Annotated in this window: 17 protein-coding genes and 1 tRNA gene; 3 read left to right on the top strand and 15 right to left on the bottom strand. The window is 51.7% G+C overall.

From position 1 onward, the window contains the following. Positions 1 to 647: 647 nt before the first annotated feature. From AMM03_RS14055 to AMM03_RS13990, 14 genes are all read right to left on the bottom strand, one after another. Positions 648 to 724, bottom strand: a tRNA-Ile gene (locus AMM03_RS14055). Positions 725 to 746: 22 nt separating this feature from the next. Further along, entirely contained in the window at positions 747 to 1625 is an 879-nt protein-coding gene (locus AMM03_RS14050; RefSeq protein ID WP_090132672.1) for a sugar phosphate isomerase/epimerase family protein, read from the bottom strand. A 3-nt stretch (positions 1626 to 1628) separates the two neighbouring features. Beyond that, entirely contained in the window at positions 1629 to 2558 is a 930-nt protein-coding gene (locus tag AMM03_RS14045) for an NAD(P)-dependent oxidoreductase (protein ID WP_090132669.1), read from the bottom strand. A gap of 34 nt (positions 2559 to 2592) precedes the next feature. Then, positions 2593 to 3303, bottom strand: a complete 711-nt coding sequence (locus AMM03_RS14040) for an SDR family NAD(P)-dependent oxidoreductase (RefSeq protein ID WP_090132702.1) — start codon at positions 3301 to 3303, stop codon at positions 2593 to 2595. A gap of 8 nt (positions 3304 to 3311) precedes the next feature. Then, complete coding sequence (locus AMM03_RS14035) at positions 3312 to 4292, bottom strand: Bug family tripartite tricarboxylate transporter substrate binding protein (protein WP_090132665.1); 981 nt, start codon at positions 4290 to 4292, stop codon at positions 3312 to 3314. A gap of 42 nt (positions 4293 to 4334) precedes the next feature. After that, entirely contained in the window at positions 4335 to 5519 is a 1185-nt protein-coding gene (locus tag AMM03_RS14030; protein WP_090132662.1) for a dihydrodipicolinate synthase family protein, read from the bottom strand. Between the two features lie 8 nt (positions 5520 to 5527). Next, positions 5528 to 6691 (bottom strand): Gfo/Idh/MocA family protein, encoded by a 1164-nt coding sequence (locus AMM03_RS14025; RefSeq protein WP_090132659.1) that lies wholly within the window; start codon positions 6689 to 6691, stop codon positions 5528 to 5530. A 9-nt stretch (positions 6692 to 6700) separates the two neighbouring features. Continuing rightward, on the bottom strand, positions 6701 to 8065 hold the full coding sequence (locus AMM03_RS14020; protein ID WP_090132655.1) for an enolase-like domain-containing protein: 1365 nt from the start codon (positions 8063 to 8065) through the stop codon (positions 6701 to 6703). Next, positions 8062 to 8895 carry a sugar phosphate isomerase/epimerase family protein gene (locus tag AMM03_RS14015; protein WP_090132652.1) on the bottom strand — a complete coding sequence of 278 codons (834 nt, stop codon included), beginning with the start codon at positions 8893 to 8895 and terminating at the stop codon, positions 8062 to 8064. The genes AMM03_RS14020 and AMM03_RS14015 overlap by 4 nt, the downstream gene beginning before the upstream one ends. Then, positions 8892 to 10385: a tripartite tricarboxylate transporter permease gene (locus AMM03_RS14010; RefSeq protein WP_090132648.1), complete on the bottom strand. Its 1494-nt coding sequence runs from the start codon at positions 10383 to 10385 to the stop codon at positions 8892 to 8894. The genes AMM03_RS14015 and AMM03_RS14010 overlap by 4 nt, the downstream gene beginning before the upstream one ends. Positions 10386 to 10394: 9 nt before the next feature. Further along, entirely contained in the window at positions 10395 to 10877 is a 483-nt protein-coding gene (locus AMM03_RS14005; RefSeq protein ID WP_090132646.1) for a tripartite tricarboxylate transporter TctB family protein, read from the bottom strand. Between the two features lie 39 nt (positions 10878 to 10916). Then, complete coding sequence (locus tag AMM03_RS14000; protein WP_090132643.1) at positions 10917 to 11918, bottom strand: Bug family tripartite tricarboxylate transporter substrate binding protein; 1002 nt, start codon at positions 11916 to 11918, stop codon at positions 10917 to 10919. A gap of 105 nt (positions 11919 to 12023) precedes the next feature. Continuing rightward, positions 12024 to 12671, bottom strand: a complete 648-nt coding sequence (locus AMM03_RS13995) for a TetR/AcrR family transcriptional regulator (protein ID WP_090132641.1) — start codon at positions 12669 to 12671, stop codon at positions 12024 to 12026. Positions 12672 to 12720: 49 nt separating this feature from the next. Beyond that, positions 12721 to 13686, bottom strand: a complete 966-nt coding sequence (locus tag AMM03_RS13990) for an MBL fold metallo-hydrolase (protein WP_090132638.1) — start codon at positions 13684 to 13686, stop codon at positions 12721 to 12723. Positions 13687 to 13843: 157 nt separating this feature from the next. Here AMM03_RS13990 and AMM03_RS13985 point away from each other — a divergent pair, with 157 nt between their 5' ends. Continuing rightward, a complete protein-coding gene (locus AMM03_RS13985) occupies positions 13844 to 14965 on the top strand; it encodes a Fic family protein (RefSeq protein ID WP_090132635.1) in 1122 nt (373 codons plus the stop codon). Between the two features lie 42 nt (positions 14966 to 15007). Here the strand turns inward: AMM03_RS13985 and AMM03_RS13980 are convergent, their stop codons facing one another. Then, positions 15008 to 15295, bottom strand: coding sequence for a DUF1330 domain-containing protein (locus tag AMM03_RS13980; RefSeq protein WP_090132632.1), 288 nt, complete (start codon positions 15293 to 15295; stop codon positions 15008 to 15010). Positions 15296 to 15390: 95 nt separating this feature from the next. Here AMM03_RS13980 and AMM03_RS13975 point away from each other — a divergent pair, with 95 nt between their 5' ends. Continuing rightward, positions 15391 to 15822 carry a LexA family protein gene (locus AMM03_RS13975; protein WP_228764715.1) on the top strand — a complete coding sequence of 144 codons (432 nt, stop codon included), beginning with the start codon at positions 15391 to 15393 and terminating at the stop codon, positions 15820 to 15822. A gap of 27 nt (positions 15823 to 15849) precedes the next feature. Beyond that, on the top strand, positions 15850 to 17133 hold the full coding sequence (locus tag AMM03_RS13970; protein ID WP_090132629.1) for a Y-family DNA polymerase: 1284 nt from the start codon (positions 15850 to 15852) through the stop codon (positions 17131 to 17133). The last annotated feature ends 152 nt before the right edge of the window (positions 17134 to 17285 follow it).

Here is a 17285-nt window from a genome sequence, read left to right as displayed (position 1 = left end):
GGGGGGGGGGGGGGGGGGGGGGGGGGGGGGGGGGGGGGGGGGGGGGGGGGGGGGGGGGGGGGGGGGGGGGGGGGGGGGGGGGGGGGGGGGGGGGGGGGGGGGGGGGGGGGGGGGGGGGGGGGGGGCGCCACGAGCGCATGCACCGTGTGCTCAAGCAAGAGACGACAAGGCCGCCGGCGATCAACATGCTGCAGCAGMAAGACAAGTTCGAGCACTTCATGCGGGTGTACAACTACGAGCGTCCGCACGAGGGCATTGAGATGAAGATTCCGGGGGATCTATACCAGCCCTCAAGCCGCCAATACACGGGGTTGCCAGAGTTGGCGTATCCGTTTCATGACAATACACGGGGTTGCCAGAGTTGGCGTATCCGTTTCATGACAGGACGATTGTGATCACCGAGTGTGGCCGCATCTGCATGGACCGCAAGAAGATCATGCTCAGCTCGGTGTTGGCTGGGCAGAGGGTGGGAGTGATGCAGGTGGAAGACCAGATCTGGCAAGTCAGCTTTATGGACTACGATCTGGGGTACTTCGATATGGACAGTTGTCGCCTAGAACCCGGGCCCAATCCGTTTGGGCCTAGGGTGTTAACGATGTGACCGGTACAAACTGTAAACGATGTCTCCAGTATGTACCCTTTTTAAGTGGTGGGCCCACCAGGACTTGAACCTGGGACCAAAGGATTATGAGTCCTCTGCTCTAACCAACTGAGCTATAGGCCCTTGGGCGCTTATTGTAAGGCACTCAAACAGCGCTTCTATGCCTTGCAATACAGGTCTCTAGCACCTCAGAATGGTCTCTTTGCCACCAATTTTCTGTAGAAAAGATCTCAACCTCGCTAAAGCCCTGAAAGTCTTGGGCCTCAACCCAGCCCCTAATTTTGGGGATATCGATCACCCCATCGCCCATCATGCCGCGGTCGTTCAGCAAATCGCGGGTGGGTGTGAGCCAATCGCAGACATGGAAGGCCAATATTCTTTTTTGACCAGCACGTTCAATTTGCTGTTGCAGTTTAGGGTCCCACCACACGTGATACACGTCTACTGCCACCCCCAACGCGCCGGTCTGCAGTGGGTCGAGTTTGTCACACACATCCAAGGCATGTTCAAGCGTGTTGATGCAAGCGCGGTCTGCCGCATACATGGGGTGCAGAGGTTCAATGGCTAATGGCATGTTGCATGACTTGGCATAGGCCAATAATTTTTCAATGCCTTCAAACACTTGATCGCGTGATTTCTGAATGTTCTTATGCGCAGCTTGACCTGCTAAAGCGCCAGGCAAAGCGCCCACCACCAGCACCAAACAAGGCGCATTGAGTTCGCAAGCCTCATCAACTGCTTGGCGATTGTCAGCATCTGCGGCTTGTATGCCTTCTGGCGTGGTGGCAGGAAACATGCCGCCGCGGCAATAGCCCGACAGTTTCAAGCCATGCGTTTTGACCAACTTGGAAACAGTGTTCAAGCCAACGGCAGCCACTTGGTCTCGCCATGGCGAGATGGCTTTGATACCTCGGCTAACACAGGCTTCAATGATGTCGGTCAATGGCAGGTCTTGACCACGGCTTTTTCTAATTGTGGCCGTGTTGATGGAGAGCCACTCATGATTCTTTGAGAAGTCGCGCATGATTTATTTTTTCTGGGTTAATTGAGTTTTTTCGCGTCGAATTTGCCGAATGATGGCGGCGTTGTCTAGCTCGCCATCACCTTGTGCAATGGCACTGCGCATCAACTGTGCATGGGCTTGTGAAAGTGGCAAATTTTGGGAGCTCAAATCTGCCATGTCCAACATCAGCTGCACATCTTTCAAATGCTGCCTAATGCGCGACTGTGGTTCAAACTCCTCTTTGACCATCATGTCGCCCTTCACCACAGCAGCTTCAGAGCGGGCCGGAGTATTCAACACCAATTGCAGAAATGTTTCTGGTTGAATGCCCAAGCTTTGCGCAAAGACCATGCCCTCTGCCAAGGCGGCTCGGTTCAAACCTAAGACCAAATTGGTTGCCAGCTTGGCTTTGGCGGCCATACCTGCGCCACCCACGTGTACTTGAGATGTAGCTAGCGCATTCAATAAAGGCTTGGCGCTTTCGATGTGTTGAATTTCTCCGCCAAGTAACAATGTGGCTTGGCCGTTTTCTATTTGCACACTAGAACCCGATAGAGGCGCCTCTATGAATTGAATACCTTCTTCAGACAACTGCCGCGCCAACTCGGCCAGTTTGACTGGATCGCCTGTAGAGCAATCAATTAGCGTAATGACAGAAGGCGTAGTTTGAACTTGAATTTTTCGTTGCTGAAGTATTTGTTCAACCACAGCTTGCACGCCAGAAGTATCAAATACCGCCAGCACCAAGGTATTGGTTAAATGAAGCATGCTGCCAACAGATGCAGTTGCTTTAAATCCAGCAGCTTCAAACACATGCATGGCTTCAGCGCGCACATCAAATCCGATGCACTGATAGCCTGCAGCTTTTAATCGCTTGGCCAGCGCGGTGCCCACCAAACCCAAACCAACAATTCCAATACATTGATCGGGCAGAAAGGCTGAAGAGGGATTCATGTGGCAGTACTCTTCAGTTGAATGCTCAAATGAATCAACGTGACACTGAAGCGCCGCCGCAAATGGCAATGTCTTGACCCGTAATGGCGGCAGCTTCAGGGCGGGTCAGGTAAGCCACCAATGCTGCTACTTCGTCCGGTTGAATCAGCCTACCGATAGGCGGCAAACGCGGTGTGGTGGCAACTCTAGCAGGATCCTTCAACATAGGCGTATCGGTTGCAGCAGGCGAGACCACATTGACCGTCACACCCTCTGCAATACTTTCTGCAGCCCAGCTTCTGGCCAAAGACAAGATGGCAGCCTTGGTAGCAGCATACTGACTTCTGCCGGCAATACCGCCTGAGACACGGCTGCCCACCAAAATCATTCGGCCACGGCGTGCGTGTTTCATGATGGGCAAAATGCGATTGGCCAACCTAGTAGCCACATCGACGTGCAGTTGCCACATCAGTTGGCCGGCTTGCATATCAAGTTCGCCTAGACTTCCCACCCTCAAAACACCAGCAGCATGCACTAACACTTGAGGAAGATGCTTGGACACAATTTGATCTAGCGCACCTTCAAGTTCACCCGCTTGAGTGAGGTCGAGTGTCCATGAAGAAAATTGGGCATGGTGAAGCCTGGAAGGTGCAACATCCAGCCCATGCACATGCCAGCCTTCACTCAAAAGCTTTAAAGCAATGGCTTGGCCAATACCGGAACTGGTTCCGGTCACAATGGCGCAAGGTGAAAGCAGCTCTGGCATGAAGGGGGTCATTCCACTGCAATTTTCTTGTCGGCAATGATTTTGCCCGAGATGGCAATGTCGTCGGCTTGGAATTTGGCAAACTCTGCAGCACTGCCACCAGCGGGCACAATGCCGTCTGCAATTAAGCGATCGCGCATTTCACCCGACAAGGCTTTGTTGACGGCCGCATTGAGTTTCTGAACCATGTCAGCAGGCAATTTGTTGGGGCCCCACAAACCGTACCAACTGGCGCACTGAAAATCTGGAATGGTTTCAGACACGGTAGCCACATCGGGCAAATTAGGCAGGCGCTTGGTAGATGTCACTCCGACCACTTTAAGCTGGCCATTTCTGTGAAACTGAACCGATCCCAAAACAGGATCAATGAAGCCTTCAATTTGACCACCCACCAAATCTGTCATGGCTGGGCCTGTGCCTTTATAGGGAACGATGGCAATTTGTGTGCCGGTAGCTTGTTCCAATTTGACTGTACACAGATGTCCCGCAGAGCCAATGGAGCCTACTGCAAAGTTCATCTTGCCAGGATTGGCTTTGGCGGCAGCTGCCAGTCCTTTGACATCTGCTACGCCTAACTTGTTGCTAACCGCAATAGACAGCGGAGCCGAAGCAACCAAAGCAATGGGTGTGAAATCGGTTTGCACTTTGTAAGGCACCGACTTCATGGTCATGGGCGCTGTTACAAACGTGCTGGCATTGAACAACAAGGTGTAGCCATCGGCATTGGCTTTGGCCACTACGTCTGCACCAATGATGCCGTTGCCACCCGGACGGTTTTCGACCACAAAGTTTTGACCCAGTTGCTCGCCCACCTTGAGTGCCAGCATGCGGCCAATTTTGTCGAGTGTGCCGCCGGGTGGAAATGGAATGATGACTTTGACTGGCTTGTCGGGATAGTTGGCAGCGCTTTGTGCCCACAGGCTGGTAGAACTAAAGCCTAAAGCAAGACCCAGACTAATAAGCGTTAAATGGTGTGTCAATTTTTTCATGATGTCTCCTGTTTATTTTGAGCTTACTTTTCTCGATTAAATTCATTCAACCCCATGCATTGCCAGCATGGTTTTCATTCGGTGCAAAGCCAAGTCTGGGTGCTCTAACAAATTGGCAGCATCCGCCAATTTAAACAATTCAGCCAAATGAACCACTGAACGTGTGCTCTGTTGCCCACCCACCATGGTGAAGTGCTTTTGATGGCCATTCAGCCAAGCCATAAAGACAACACCGGTTTTGTAGAACCTGGTGGGCGCTTTGAAAATGTGGCGCGATAACGGCACGGTAGGCCCCAAGATGGCGTGAAACTTCTCTAAATTGCCCTGTGCCAACTCGCCCAACGCAGCGCTGGCTGCAGGCGCAATGGCGTCAAAGATACCCAACAAGGCATCGCTTTGCCCATGAACCAAGTGTTCACCTTGGCCATCGCCCGCTATCAATTCGGCATAGTTGAAATCATCACCGGTATACATCCTCACCCTGGCAGGTAGGCGCCTTCGCATCTGAATTTCTTTGTCCTTGTCGAGCAAAGATATTTTGATGCCATCCACTTTGTCGGCATGGGCTTGAATAATGCCCAGCGCCGTGTCCATGGCTTTGTCGGTGTCTTTGGTACCCCAATAGCCTGTGAGCGCTGGGTCAAACATGTCGCCTAGCCAATGCAAAAGCACGGGTTGTTTAGCTTGACTCAAAATTCTGTCGTAAACGCGTTCGTAATCGGCTGGCGATTTGGCTACGCGGGCCAAGGCACGGCTGGCCATGATGATGAGCTTGCCACCCAACTTTTCAATAGCAGCCATTTGAAATTCATAAGCGGCAATCACCTCGTCCACGGTTGTCACGCTGTCTAAATTCAAATGATCGGTGCCACAGCCTGAGGCCAAAAATGCGCCAGGCACATCTTTAGAAGCTTCAATAGAACGCTCAATGAGCGTCAGCGATGTGGGCCAATCCAAACCCATGCCTCGTTGCGCTGTGTCCATGGCCTCTGCCACACCCAAGCCCAATTTCCACAAATTTTTTCTGTAGGCAATGGTGGCATCCCAGTCCACAGCGCAATCTAACCAAGGGTCGTGCGGTGCCAAAGGATCAGACACTACGTGGGCCGCCGAATATGCAATGCGATTGAACTTGATACCTGGCTTGGGTTGGATGGGCGTGGTGCCGACCAGTTCATAGCCCTCAAGCTGGCCATGTGCGTTGGGTAATTGAATGCGTTGTGCCATGTTGCACCTTAAATTTTGAGAGGTGCTACATCCACCCAGCGACGCTCTTGCCAAGACTGCAATGCGGCTTCCACCAACTGAACGCCTTTGGCGCCTTCAGGCAAAGTCCAGCGATAAGGCTCGTTCTCCACAATGTGCCGAATAAAGTGTTCCCACTGAATTTTGAAACCGTTGTCGTAGAACTGCGTATCGGGCACCTCTTGCCATTGATCTGTGAAGTTCATGGTTTGCTTCACATCGGGGTTCCAGACGGGGCGTGGCGTGTTGACACGACTTTGGGCCTTACAAGCCTGAAGTCCGGCAACTGCAGAGCCATGCGTCCCATCCACATGAAAAGTCACCAAGTCTTCACGGTTCACACGTGTGGTCCAAGAACTGTTTACTTGTGCCACCACATGCTCGCCTTGGTGGCCTCTCAACTCGAATGTGGCGTAGGCCGCATCGTCGGCAGTGCATTCATAAGGCTTGTTGGCCTCATCCCAGCGCGTTGGGATGTGTGTGGCACCTAAGCAAGAGACCGATTGAACTTCGCCAAACAAATTGTCCAGCACATAGCGCCAGTGACACACCATGTCCAAAATAATGCCGCCGCCATCTTCTTTGCGGTAGTTCCAGCTGGGTCGTTGAATGGGTTGCAAATCACCTTCAAACACCCAATAGCCAAACTCAATGCGCACACTGAGCATCTTGCCGAAGAAGCCGGCTTTTCTGAGCATGTCGAGTTTGCGCAAACCGGGCAAGAACAACTTGTCTTGCACTGCGCCATGTTTGACGCCCGATTTTTCTGCTAAACGCGCAATCTCAACGGCCTCGTTCAGATTGGTGGCGATAGGTTTTTCGCAATACACATGCTTGCCCGCTTGAATGGCTTTGGCCAACAAGGTGGGGCGCATTTGCGTGGTACCCGCATCAAAGAAAACGGTATCTTCTTTGTTGGCCAGCGCTTTGTCCAGGTCTGTGCCAAAACGACTAATGCCATTGGCTTTGGCCAATGCTTCAATTTTTTCTGCATTGCGGCCAATCAAAATAGGATCGGGCATGACCTTGTCACCATTGGACAAAGTGACACCGCCTTGATTGCGGATGGCCACAATAGAACGAATCAAGTGTTGATTCATACCCATGCGCCCAGTGACGCCGTGCATGATGATGCCAAGTCTTTGTGTTGACATGTTGATCTCCTAATTTGCTTGAATTGAAATGGGGTCAAGTGATTGCCAATCGGGCGAAGCCTGATGACCGAAACCTGTTTGGTGCAAAGATGCAATGTTGATTTGACCCTGCTGAACGTTGAGGTGCACACCCGCGCTGCTGCTGGTGTACAAATCTGAATGTGCTTTTGCAAAATCGTTTGATTCATTCATGGGCGCAATACCAAAACCTTTGACGTAATGGTGGCCATTGCGCTCAATGTGCTGCACACCCAAGCTGGTGGCCAACAAAGTATCTTGTTGAACACCCAAACCCGCTTGGCAAGTTAGGTCTTCACCCGACAACATGCAATGAGGCGTGTTTTGCACCAAAGACGCGCTGTGCAATGAGCGATAAATGCCTTTGCAAGCCTTGCTAGAAATGCCTCTGTATCCCAATGCCAAACCTTTGGTAAGCACATCCGGATGATCGTCAGACTCGTCCAAAATAACCGGGATGTTGAGCGGCATTGATGGAATTTTTTCTTCCAATGCAATGGCCCTTGGTAGTGGCTGCTCTATCAGCAAAGTACGTTCTAGCAAACGTTGAGTGGCTTCATGCTTGGTCAGTGCTTGAACAAAGACGCTCAGTGACTCAGTATTCTGAAATGTCTCATTGCCGTCCAAGGTCACTTTGTAATCTTGGACCTTGCTCAATACTGCTTCAATTTTTGCAAGCCGTTCAAGATCGGCGTCTAAATTGCCACCCACTTTTAATTTGAAATACTTCAAGTCATAAGCCTCAATGGCTTGCATTAATGAGTTGGGTAAGCCGTCTTCTATGGCTGTCAAAGGCTCTGCATCCGTCAGCCTGTCTGCTAGCCCAACGGTATGCCTTAACCATACCGAGTTGGCAGTATAGAGCTTCAAAGAGCCAGACCAAGGATCGCCTAGCAGTCCTTGACTCAGTCCAGACACCCAAGATTGATTTTGAGAACGCAACACAGCGTCTGCAATGGCCTTGTCTAGAAGCGCTGGGCCAAACTGACCCACCAACCTGGGGTGACCTTGCGCTAGCATTTGGTCAATCACAATTTGTGTTGCCGACTCAGACAAGCCGTAAGCCGATTGGGCTGCACCCTCAGCCAAATAGGCATCTCTGGCTTTTAAAACGCACAAACGCAATTGATCAAAATTGTCGTCTTGCGTTCTTTGCGGCGATTTGTCAAACCACTTGGGCACCATCAACTCTGCAGATGCACCCTGCCACTCAACGCCTTCGATACTGAGCGTCACTTTGACAAAAGCTTGAGGACAGGCCGTGACCGTAGCAGCCCCAAACCTAAAAGGCAGACGCAAAGTAACTGGCCTTTGAAAGACTTGAATGTCTTTAATTTGAAACGCCACAGGCTTCATGACACTGCTTTCATCAATCCTTGTACATACCCGGCACTGAATGCTGCACACCCAGGACCATCAGGTTCGTAAATGAAGGGTTCGACTGCAACCCATCCTTGATAGTTCAGTGATTTCATTTTTTGAAACAAGGGCAGCAAGTTGGTATCGCCCTGCCCTGGCCCTTTGCGGTTGTGGTCGTTCACTTGCACATGAGCAATGTGACCACTTATAAAATACTTTTCAAAGACTTCGGCCATGGGCAATGATTCTGAGTAAGTGCTGGCACTGGCATCCAACATGGTTCGGATGTAGGGCGACTGAATGGCATCGACCAATTGGCTGGCTTGCTCGACTGTATTGACCACGGGGGTTTCAAAAGGCGACAAGGGCTCTAAACAATAGACAACACCCGCTTGCCGTGCGAATGGCTCTAACAGGGTCAGTGTTTCTTGAACGCGATCTAAACACTCTTGAACAGTTTGACCATTTTCTGGCGATCTTTGTTTGGGTGAACCGTGAACCAAAGCAGTTGCGCCACATGCATGTGCATAGGCAATGACTCGCTTTAGCCAATCTTGTGTTTGAAGCCGAACCGATGCGGCTCGGCTGACCAAACTCAGGTCATCGGGCTTGACCAAAAGCCAATGTAGACTTGAAATCACAATGCCTGCGTCGCTGGCTTGTTGTTTTCTGAGAGTGGCATCTTGCTCATTGAAAGTGGCACTGTCTTCAAACAAAGTGAAGGGCGCAATTTCAATGCCGCTGTACCCAAGCTTAGCCGTCAATTCGCATTGCGCCGGAAAACTCAACTCACGAATGACTTCATTACAAAGAGCTAACTTCATCATGCGCCTTTGCTGACTTTTTTAGTCCTGAGGTCCCAAATTTTCCAAGCAATGGTTCCAAAAATAAGCGCTGCAACAACCCCAGAAATGGGTCTTGTAAAGAAGGGAGAAATATCGCCATCTGACAAGATGAGTGCGCGTCTTAAATTCTTTTCAAGCAAGTCACCCAACACAATGCCAAGCACCAGCGGTGCCATGGGATAGCCGAAATGTCTAAGGCCAAATCCAATCAGGCCAAATATCAGCATGACGTAAACATCAAACATACGCCCTGCAATGGCAAAACTTCCGACCACGCACAGTACAAAAATAATGGGAATCAAAAAGTTTTGCGGCACTCTGAGTACTTGAACCAGTGCCTTGGTCAGTACCAAGCCATAAATCAAAATGCCAATGGTGGCAAACAGCATCATGGCCACCACGTCGTACACAAACTGAGGGTTCTCAATCATGATCATAGGTCCTGGCTTGACGCCATGAATGATCATTGCCGCCATCAACACAGCTGCTGGCGCAGAACCAGGAATGGCCAATGTGAGCACAGGAATGATGGCGCCAGGCACACAGGCGTTATCACCCGTTTCGGCAGCCATCAAGCCTTCAATCGAACCTTTGCCAAACTGCTCTTTTTCTTCGCTGGATCTTTTGGCTGCAGCATATGAAGACCAAGCTGCCACATCCTCCCCAACGCCCGGCACAATGCCAATGCCAGTGCCAATCAGGCCAGACCGCAAAATGGTGCGCCAGTATTTTGTGATGTCTCTTAGTTTTGGAATGACCGTATCGAAAGCACTGATTTTGATGGGCGCTTGACGTTCTTTGATGGCCGTCAGAAGTTCTGCAAATCCAAAGGCGCCTACCAATGCAGGCACCAATTGAATGCCTCCTGCTAAGTCGCGTACGCCATATGAAAACCTCTCAAAGCCATATTGCGGTTCTTGTCCAATGCCCGCAATGAATAATCCAAAGATGCCGGCTATCCATCCCTTGAGGGGGTCGTCACCTGTGAGTGTTCCTGCAATGATCACACCAAACAATGCCAACCAGAAAAATTCATAGGCGCCAAATTTCAATGCCAAATTACCCAGCAAGGGCGTGAAAAATGCCAAGAAAAACATACCGATAAACGTGCCCAATACTGAACCCGTGGTTGCAATGCCCATGGCCCTTCCGGCCAAGCCTTGCTTGGCCAGCGCATAGCCATCTAAACAAGAGGCGGCAGATGCTGGCGTACCCGGAATGTTCAAAAGGATGGCAGATCGAGAACCGCCATAAATAGCACCCACGTAGGTACAAATGAGAATTAGCAGCGCTTGGTTGGGCGGTAACTTCAAAGTGAGCGTCGTCATTAACGCTAACGCCATGGTGGCAGTAAGGCCCGGCAGTGCGCCCATGATCACGCCTACCAAGGATGACAACAAAGCATAGAAAATAATTTCGGGGGTCGAGAAATTGGCGATGGAATGACCAAACGCGATAAGTCCATCAAACATCGATCGACCTCAGGGTAATCTGACCAAGAAAACTTCTTGGAACAAGAAAAAAACAACGCAACTGGAAATCACACCATTGATGCTTGCGCTTATCAGGCGCTTTAGCAAAGGTGTTTCTGCATTAGCAAACAAAAAGGTAAACACCCCAACAAACAAGGCTGTGGCAACCAAAAAGTGTGCGTGTGCAAGCAGCACCAAACTAAACACCAACATGCACGCCAAAGAGATGGCAAATCTTCGATTGAACAAAGTCTCTGCATTGGGATCTGACGCAACTTTATTTTGAATACCGCGCAAGATCATGAACAGGCCCAGCAGCACAATGACGCACGAAATAATGCCCGGCACAAAACCTGGGTAGGTGTAAAGCGTTGCACCCATGTTGTCGAAGCGCTCCATCCTGATGGACTCCATCAGGATGAAAGCGCCCACCGCAACCCAGCAAAAACCTCCCCACAGATCAGACCGTGAGGAGGATGAGGCTTTAGACATTGTTGATTTGCTTCTTGAGTTGAATGCAAGTCATTGAAGTTATGGCTTAGGTATGCCCACCGTATCGGGAGACACTTTGGCTTTACCGGCTGCATGCTGAGTCCATGCATAAGCTTGAATAGCAGGGAACACTGCGGTTTGCGCCTCAGCGCCATGCATCGGTGCAAACATGGCACCGCGAGATTGCGCGTAAGTCCGCAAGGCAGCGTTTTTGACCATCTCTGTGGCCCAAATTTTGTCCAGTGTTTGAGTCACTTCAGCGGGTACCGACTTGGGTACAAAAATGCCAAAGTAATTGATGGGATCTTTAAAGCCTGGAATGAATTGAGACAGCGGCGGCACAGTGCCCACGCCTTCCATTTCAAGTGGCTTGTCGCTGACCACTGCCAACGGACGAATTTTCTTGGCGCGAATCATGTCGGTTTGTTCGGCAGCCAACTGTGTGGTCACCTGTGTCTCGCCTGAGCCTGCGGCCACGGCTGCGGGTGCGCCGCCGTCATAGGTCACGTGTTTGTAGGTAACGCCTGCGGCACGGGCCAAAGCTTCAATGGCGGCATGACCACTGGAGTTAACACCCGCTGTAGCGACCGACACTGAGCCAGGCTTTTCTTTCATGGCTTTGATCAAGTCAGGCATGGTTTTGTAAGGCGTATCGGCATTGACACCAATGACCGCCACGTGGGCCACATTGAGATATAAGTTCCAATCCTTGATGCTTGTATCGATCATGCCCAAGACTTTGTAGTTACCCAAGTCTTTGGCGCCACCTGCTGTCCAGGTGTAGCCGTCTTTGGCGGCTTCTAAAGCGTTTTTAGTACCCACCGAGCCCGAGGCACCGGGTTGATTCAAGATGATGATTTTCTGACCCAAGTGTTTTTCGAGTTCAGCCGCAGTGACACGCGTGACCTGATCGGTGGAGCCACCAGGTGCCCAAGGCACGATCAAAGTGATGGGTTTTGTAGGCTTCCATTGTGCAAATGCAGGCGTGGCAAGCAAGGCAGCCAACATCAAAGCAAATACAGGTCGACGGGTGAATTTCATGACATATCTCCATTGGGTGAAAAATCATTGCGGTGAAATGAGCAGGCAATTCACCATTCAGTTAATTCTAGAGAGGGCTCATGGCCTGTCAATATCCAATCAAATCTAGTTCCTCAGGACATACCCTAGGATCACTTCGCACATGTGTGACAAGCGTTCGCTCTTGGCTTTGGGGCTCATCAAGTCGCGGCCAAAGATGGAAGACAAGGTGGAATTGTTGGACAAATAGAAATAGGAAAGTGCAGCAATAGAAACATAAAGCTGCACAGGATCAATGCCGCCCCGGAACTCACCAGAGAGCCGGCCTTTTTCTAAAATTTCACCCAGTAACTCAATCAGCGGTGAGTTAAGCGCCCGCACATTGGGCGACTCTTGAATATGCCTTGCCTTATGCAGATTTGCACTGTTAAGGAGGGTTAAAAACTCCGGATGCTCTAAGTAGTAATTCCAGGTGAATTCAACCAGCGTTCTGACTGCCATGGTTGGCTCAAGAGATTGCAAATTGAGCTTCTTTTCTCTTTCGCGAATCTGCTCGTAAGCACTTTCGAGCACGGCTTGAAAGAGTTGGTCTTTGTCTGTGAAATAGTAGTAGATCAACCTTTTGTTCAGGTTGGACCGCTCTGCAATGCGATCAATTCTGGCGCCGCCCAAGCCAAAGAGCGCAAACTCTTCGAGGGCTGCATTGAGGATGACTGCGCGAGACCTTTCAGCGTCTCGCGTCTTGATAACTTGTGATGATTTTTGGACACTCATGCCCCGAATAATTAACCATACCGTTAATTAAGTCAAGGGCATGTGTTGATCAGGCTGCGACAGGCTTGAACTGATACCCGTTGCCACTGGCTTCCATCGTGCCAAACGCTGGGAACGGAAAGTGGAAGCCACCAGCCATCATTTTGTCTTTGACCAACATGTCAAATACCCGGCGACGAGACACACGTGCCATGGCGGGGTTCATGTCAAACAACACAGACCAGTCGGGTGCGCGGGCAAACAGTGAAGGCACGTTGGTGATGTCGGCTACGTAGGCAAACGATTGACCTTCAGAATCCATGCGGAACAAGGTGTGACCGGGGGTGTGGCCGAATGCCGCCACAGAAGTAATACCAGGCGCCACCGCAGCACCCGATTCAAACTTGACCAACTGATCGCCACCCAAATTGCCCAATGCACGGCGAACGCCCATGAAGGCGCCTTTCATGGCGGGGGGTGCGGCTTCCATGCGCGCATCGTCAATCCAGAAAGCATGTTCTGCAGAGGGCACGTGGACGCGGGCGTTGGGGTACACCAATTGGCCCGCTTTATTGCGCAAGCCGTTGATGTGGTCGCCGTGGAAGTGGCTCAACACCACGTTGTTGATGTCGGTGGGTTTGAGGCCCACAGCGGCCAAGTTGGCGGCCAGTTTGCCGGTGGTGGGCGGGCCGTTGTCGGCAAAGCCAGTGTCAAACAAATAGCGCTGATCGCCATTGATCAACAAGAAGGGGGTGTAGGGCACATCGATGTAATCGGTGGGCAGGTTTTGGCTGGCCAGCAAGGCTTTGACTTGCTCAAGAGGCGCGTTGGTTACAAACTCTTCGCCCAAAGGACGGCGCACGGCGCCATCGTTCAAGGCGATGATTTCCATCTTGCCTAGCTTCATGCGCTTGTGGCCCACGGCGGGCAAGTCGGGCAAGCCAAAGTTGGGCGCAGATTGCGACCATACTGAGGAGAAAGTAAGAGCGGATGCGCCGGCAATGCCAGCACCCAAAAACAAGCGTCTGTCTAACATGGTGAGGTCTCCTCAGTTTTATAAACACTCAATATACCAATGGCACACCAAGTTATGGGTGGCTTATCGAAATGTCCCTCCTCTTAGCACGTTAAGTCATTCCGTATTGGACCGACCTTCGCTTGACCATGCGGTGATTACGCCCCACAATCACCGCATGAAACGCGGAGAAAAAATCTACATTTGGCAGCAAAAAACGTGGCCCCAATGGACTTACGACCAGCCGTCACTGGCCTCCTTGCTAGCACAAGTGTATTTGGCACAAGGCCGCCTACAGGGGCGCATGCACGACCTGGGCATGGATCTGCGCGACCAAGCTACCCTTCGCGTTCTGACTGAAGACGTACTCAAAACCAGTGAAATCGAAGGTGAATCCCTCAACCCCGCGTCTGTCAGATCATCCATTGCACGCAGGCTAGGCGTCGACATTGGCGCATTAGCCCCCTCCGACCGGCATGTCGATGGCGTGGTGGAAATGGTGCTCGATGCCATCCAGCAACACAGCACAAAGCTCACGGCAAAACGCTTGTACGGTTGGCATGCCGCCATGTTCCCAACAGGCTACAGCGGTCTTTCAAAAATACGGGTGGGCCAATGGCGCAATGATGCACAAGGTCCGATGCAAGTGGTCTCGGGCGCCATGACTCGACAAAAAATTCATTACGAAGCGCCTCCTGCGCCCCAAGTGAATGCCGAGATGGCAAGCTTCATTCGCTGGTTCAACGCAGACCATCAAGACGACCCCGTCATCAAGGCCGGTCTTGCACATTTGTGGTTTGTCACAGTTCACCCCTTTGACGATGGCAACGGCCGCATTGCGCGCGCTGTGGGCGACATGGCACTTGCACGCGCAGAAGGCTCGGTGCAACGCTATTACAGTTTGTCAGCCCAAATACAACGTGAACGCAAAACCTATTACGAGCAACTAGAAGCAACACAAAAGGGCAAGCTTGATGCCACGCAATGGTTAACGTGGTTTCTGGGCTGTTTACTCAGAGCACTGCAAGGCGCAGACCAAGTTTTGGCAGCGGTACTCAACAAAGCTCGTTATTGGCACGCTTGGGCGGGCACACCCCTTAACGTACGCCAGGTCAAACTGCTAAACAAAATGCTAGATGGTTTAGAAGGCAAACTGACCACCAGCAAGTGGGCCGCCATTGGCAAATGCTCGCAAGACACAGCCCTGCGTGACATTGCAGAATTGTTAGACCGCCAAGTGCTCATGCGCTCAGAAGCCAGCGGAAGAAGTACGAGCTATGAACTCACACCGCTGCGTTAAAGCGATGAGCAGTTCATATTGAGCCATGTTTTCGCGCGGTCTCTACAAACCTTGAACAGCCACCAAGCGTGCCCGACTACATTCGTCTCGAATGCTTTTGAGGCCCTGATAAATGGGCCCGTTGTAAAAGCCTTCAAATGCAGCAATATCGGGAAATTCCAAAATAACAATGCGCCTAGGCTCCCAATCGCCTTCGTAAACGCGGTGCTCGCCCGCACGTGCCAAGTACTTACCACCGGCTGCTTCTAGGGCAGGTTTAACGCCCGCCATGAATTCTTGGTAGCGGGTTAGGTCAAAAATTTCCACATCAAAAATCACATAAGCGCTCATGCGTTCTCCTTGTGTTTGGGGCTTACTAGCCGCTTGATTTGCGAGCTTAAATATTACACTTGAAATACTGTATTTATATACAGTATTATTGAGGCATGACAAGCCATCAGCCCCTTCCTTTAGACCCCTCCGCCCCCAAGCTGTGGCTCAACATGTGCGCCTGGAAAGTGCCCGCTGGCTTTCCCTCGCCCGCAGCCGACCACACCCAAAAACGCATCGACCTTAACGACCACCTCATTCGCAACAAAGAAGCCACGTTCATTTTCAAAGTGAAGGGCGACTCCATGGTGGGCGCCGGCATTTACGAAGGCGATGCGCTGGTCATCGACCGCTCCATTGAAGCCAAGCACAACAACATTGTGTTGGCCGTGCTCAACAACGAGTTCACCGTGAAGCGTTTGTACAAGCGCGGTGGTGTGGTCAAGCTGGTGGCCGAAAACAATTTGTATCCGCCCATTGTGGTCAAGAGCGGCGAAGAGCTCAGCGTTTGGGGCGTGGTGACGTACAACTTACACAAGTTGTATTGAGGGCACCTCAATCTGTCGTGTATTGCTATGAGTTCTGCCACACCAGCATCTGTTCAACAATTGGCCTTGGTCGATTGCAACAACTTCTACGTCAGTTGCGAACGCTTGTTCCGCCCCGACCTGCGCAACGTGCCCGTGGTGGTACTGTCTAACAACGATGGCTGCGTGGTGTCGCGCTCTAACGAGGCCAAGGCTTTGGGTGTACGCATGGGCCAGCCCTGGTTTGAGTGCAAAGCTTTGGTGTCCGAGCACGGCGTGTTTGCACTCAGCAGCAACTACGCTTTGTACGCCGACTTGTCCAACCGCGTGATGCAAATTTTGAGCGAATATTCGCCGCGCTCCGAGGTGTATTCCATTGACGAATGTTTTGTCGACCTCACTGGGACGCCCAACTTGCGCGAGGTAAGTTACGCCATGCGCCAGCGCGTGGTGCAGTGGACGGGCATTCCGGTGTGCGTGGGCATTGGCCCCACCAAAACGCTGGCCAAGCTGGCCAACCATGTGGCCAAGAAGCATCCTCGCTCGCAAGGCGTTTTCAATTTCAACGCGCTCACTGAAGCGCAAAAAGAAAAGCTGCTCACGCAATTGCCTGTGGAAGAAGTGTGGGGCGTGGGCCGCAAGCTCACCAAGCGCTTGGCCGAGTACAACATTCACACGGTGCAAAATTTAAAAACCGCACACACCCCCACACTGCGCGCAGACTTTGGCGTGGTGATTGAAAAAACGCAACGCGAATTGCAAGAAATTCCGTGTGTCGATTTGCAAGAAGTCACGCCCGACAAACAGCAAATCATTTCCAGTCGCTCGTTTGGCAACATGGTGACCGAGCTGCCCGTTTTAAAAGATGCGCTGTCTACGTTTGTGGCCAACGCCTGCGCCAAACTGCGCGCACAAAACAGCCAAGCCGCCCTCATTCAAGTGTTCTTGCACACCAACCGTTTTAGAAAAGACTTGCCGCAGTACTCGCCCAGTTTGACGGTACCACTGCCCTACCCCACCAACGACAGCCTGGTCATTTTTAGATGGGTGGACGCGCTGTGCGAGCGCATGTACAAGCCCGAGTACCAATACAAAAAAGCCGGCATCATGCTGAGCGAAATCAGCCCCTTGTCACACCACCAAGGCGACTTGCTCCAAGAGCCTGCGCCAGCACAAGGCACGCTCATGCAAACCTTGGACGCGCTGAACCAGCGCTTTGGCCGCGGCGCGGTGAAGGTGTCCACGCAAGGGGCCTACAGCGGTTGGCAAATGCGACAAGAAAGACGATCGCCCAACTACACCACCGACTGGGCGGAGGTGCCGGTGGTTTAAGCGCCTCAGAAAAAGGGTGCATTCACACACAAGATATGCGAAACTGCGGACAAGGCCCAATCGCCATGCAACCACAAACACTCATCGTCGGTATTCACCTCGCCCGCAGCACCCGCGGGCGCATCTGCTCGCCTCCAAAACAACGCAACTGA

The sequence above is a fragment of the Limnohabitans sp. Rim11 genome (assembly GCF_001269365.1).
Taxonomy (GTDB): domain Bacteria; phylum Pseudomonadota; class Gammaproteobacteria; order Burkholderiales; family Burkholderiaceae_C; genus Limnohabitans_A.
Note: the sequence above shows the minus strand (reverse complement) of the source record. Positions and strands in the feature narration are given on the sequence as shown.

Coding starts and splice junctions, on each gene's coding strand:
- AMM03_RS14050 (WP_090132672.1), bottom strand. CDS start 1,625: ATGCGCGACTTCTCAAAGAATCATGAGTGGCTCTCCATCAACACGGCC.
- AMM03_RS14045 (WP_090132669.1), bottom strand. CDS start 2,558: ATGAATCCCTCTTCAGCCTTTCTGCCCGATCAATGTATTGGAATTGTT.
- AMM03_RS14040 (WP_090132702.1), bottom strand. CDS start 3,303: ATGCCAGAGCTGCTTTCACCTTGCGCCATTGTGACCGGAACCAGTTCC.
- AMM03_RS14035 (WP_090132665.1), bottom strand. CDS start 4,292: ATGAAAAAATTGACACACCATTTAACGCTTATTAGTCTGGGTCTTGCT.
- AMM03_RS14030 (WP_090132662.1), bottom strand. CDS start 5,519: ATGGCACAACGCATTCAATTACCCAACGCACATGGCCAGCTTGAGGGC.
- AMM03_RS14025 (WP_090132659.1), bottom strand. CDS start 6,691: ATGTCAACACAAAGACTTGGCATCATCATGCACGGCGTCACTGGGCGC.
- AMM03_RS14020 (WP_090132655.1), bottom strand. CDS start 8,065: ATGAAGCCTGTGGCGTTTCAAATTAAAGACATTCAAGTCTTTCAAAGG.
- AMM03_RS14015 (WP_090132652.1), bottom strand. CDS start 8,895: ATGATGAAGTTAGCTCTTTGTAATGAAGTCATTCGTGAGTTGAGTTTT.
- AMM03_RS14010 (WP_090132648.1), bottom strand. CDS start 10,385: ATGTTTGATGGACTTATCGCGTTTGGTCATTCCATCGCCAATTTCTCG.
- AMM03_RS14005 (WP_090132646.1), bottom strand. CDS start 10,877: ATGTCTAAAGCCTCATCCTCCTCACGGTCTGATCTGTGGGGAGGTTTT.
- AMM03_RS14000 (WP_090132643.1), bottom strand. CDS start 11,918: ATGAAATTCACCCGTCGACCTGTATTTGCTTTGATGTTGGCTGCCTTG.
- AMM03_RS13995 (WP_090132641.1), bottom strand. CDS start 12,671: ATGAGTGTCCAAAAATCATCACAAGTTATCAAGACGCGAGACGCTGAA.
- AMM03_RS13990 (WP_090132638.1), bottom strand. CDS start 13,686: ATGTTAGACAGACGCTTGTTTTTGGGTGCTGGCATTGCCGGCGCATCC.
- AMM03_RS13985 (WP_090132635.1), top strand. CDS start 13,844: ATGAAACGCGGAGAAAAAATCTACATTTGGCAGCAAAAAACGTGGCCC.
- AMM03_RS13980 (WP_090132632.1), bottom strand. CDS start 15,295: ATGAGCGCTTATGTGATTTTTGATGTGGAAATTTTTGACCTAACCCGC.
- AMM03_RS13975 (WP_228764715.1), top strand. CDS start 15,391: ATGACAAGCCATCAGCCCCTTCCTTTAGACCCCTCCGCCCCCAAGCTG.
- AMM03_RS13970 (WP_090132629.1), top strand. CDS start 15,850: ATGAGTTCTGCCACACCAGCATCTGTTCAACAATTGGCCTTGGTCGAT.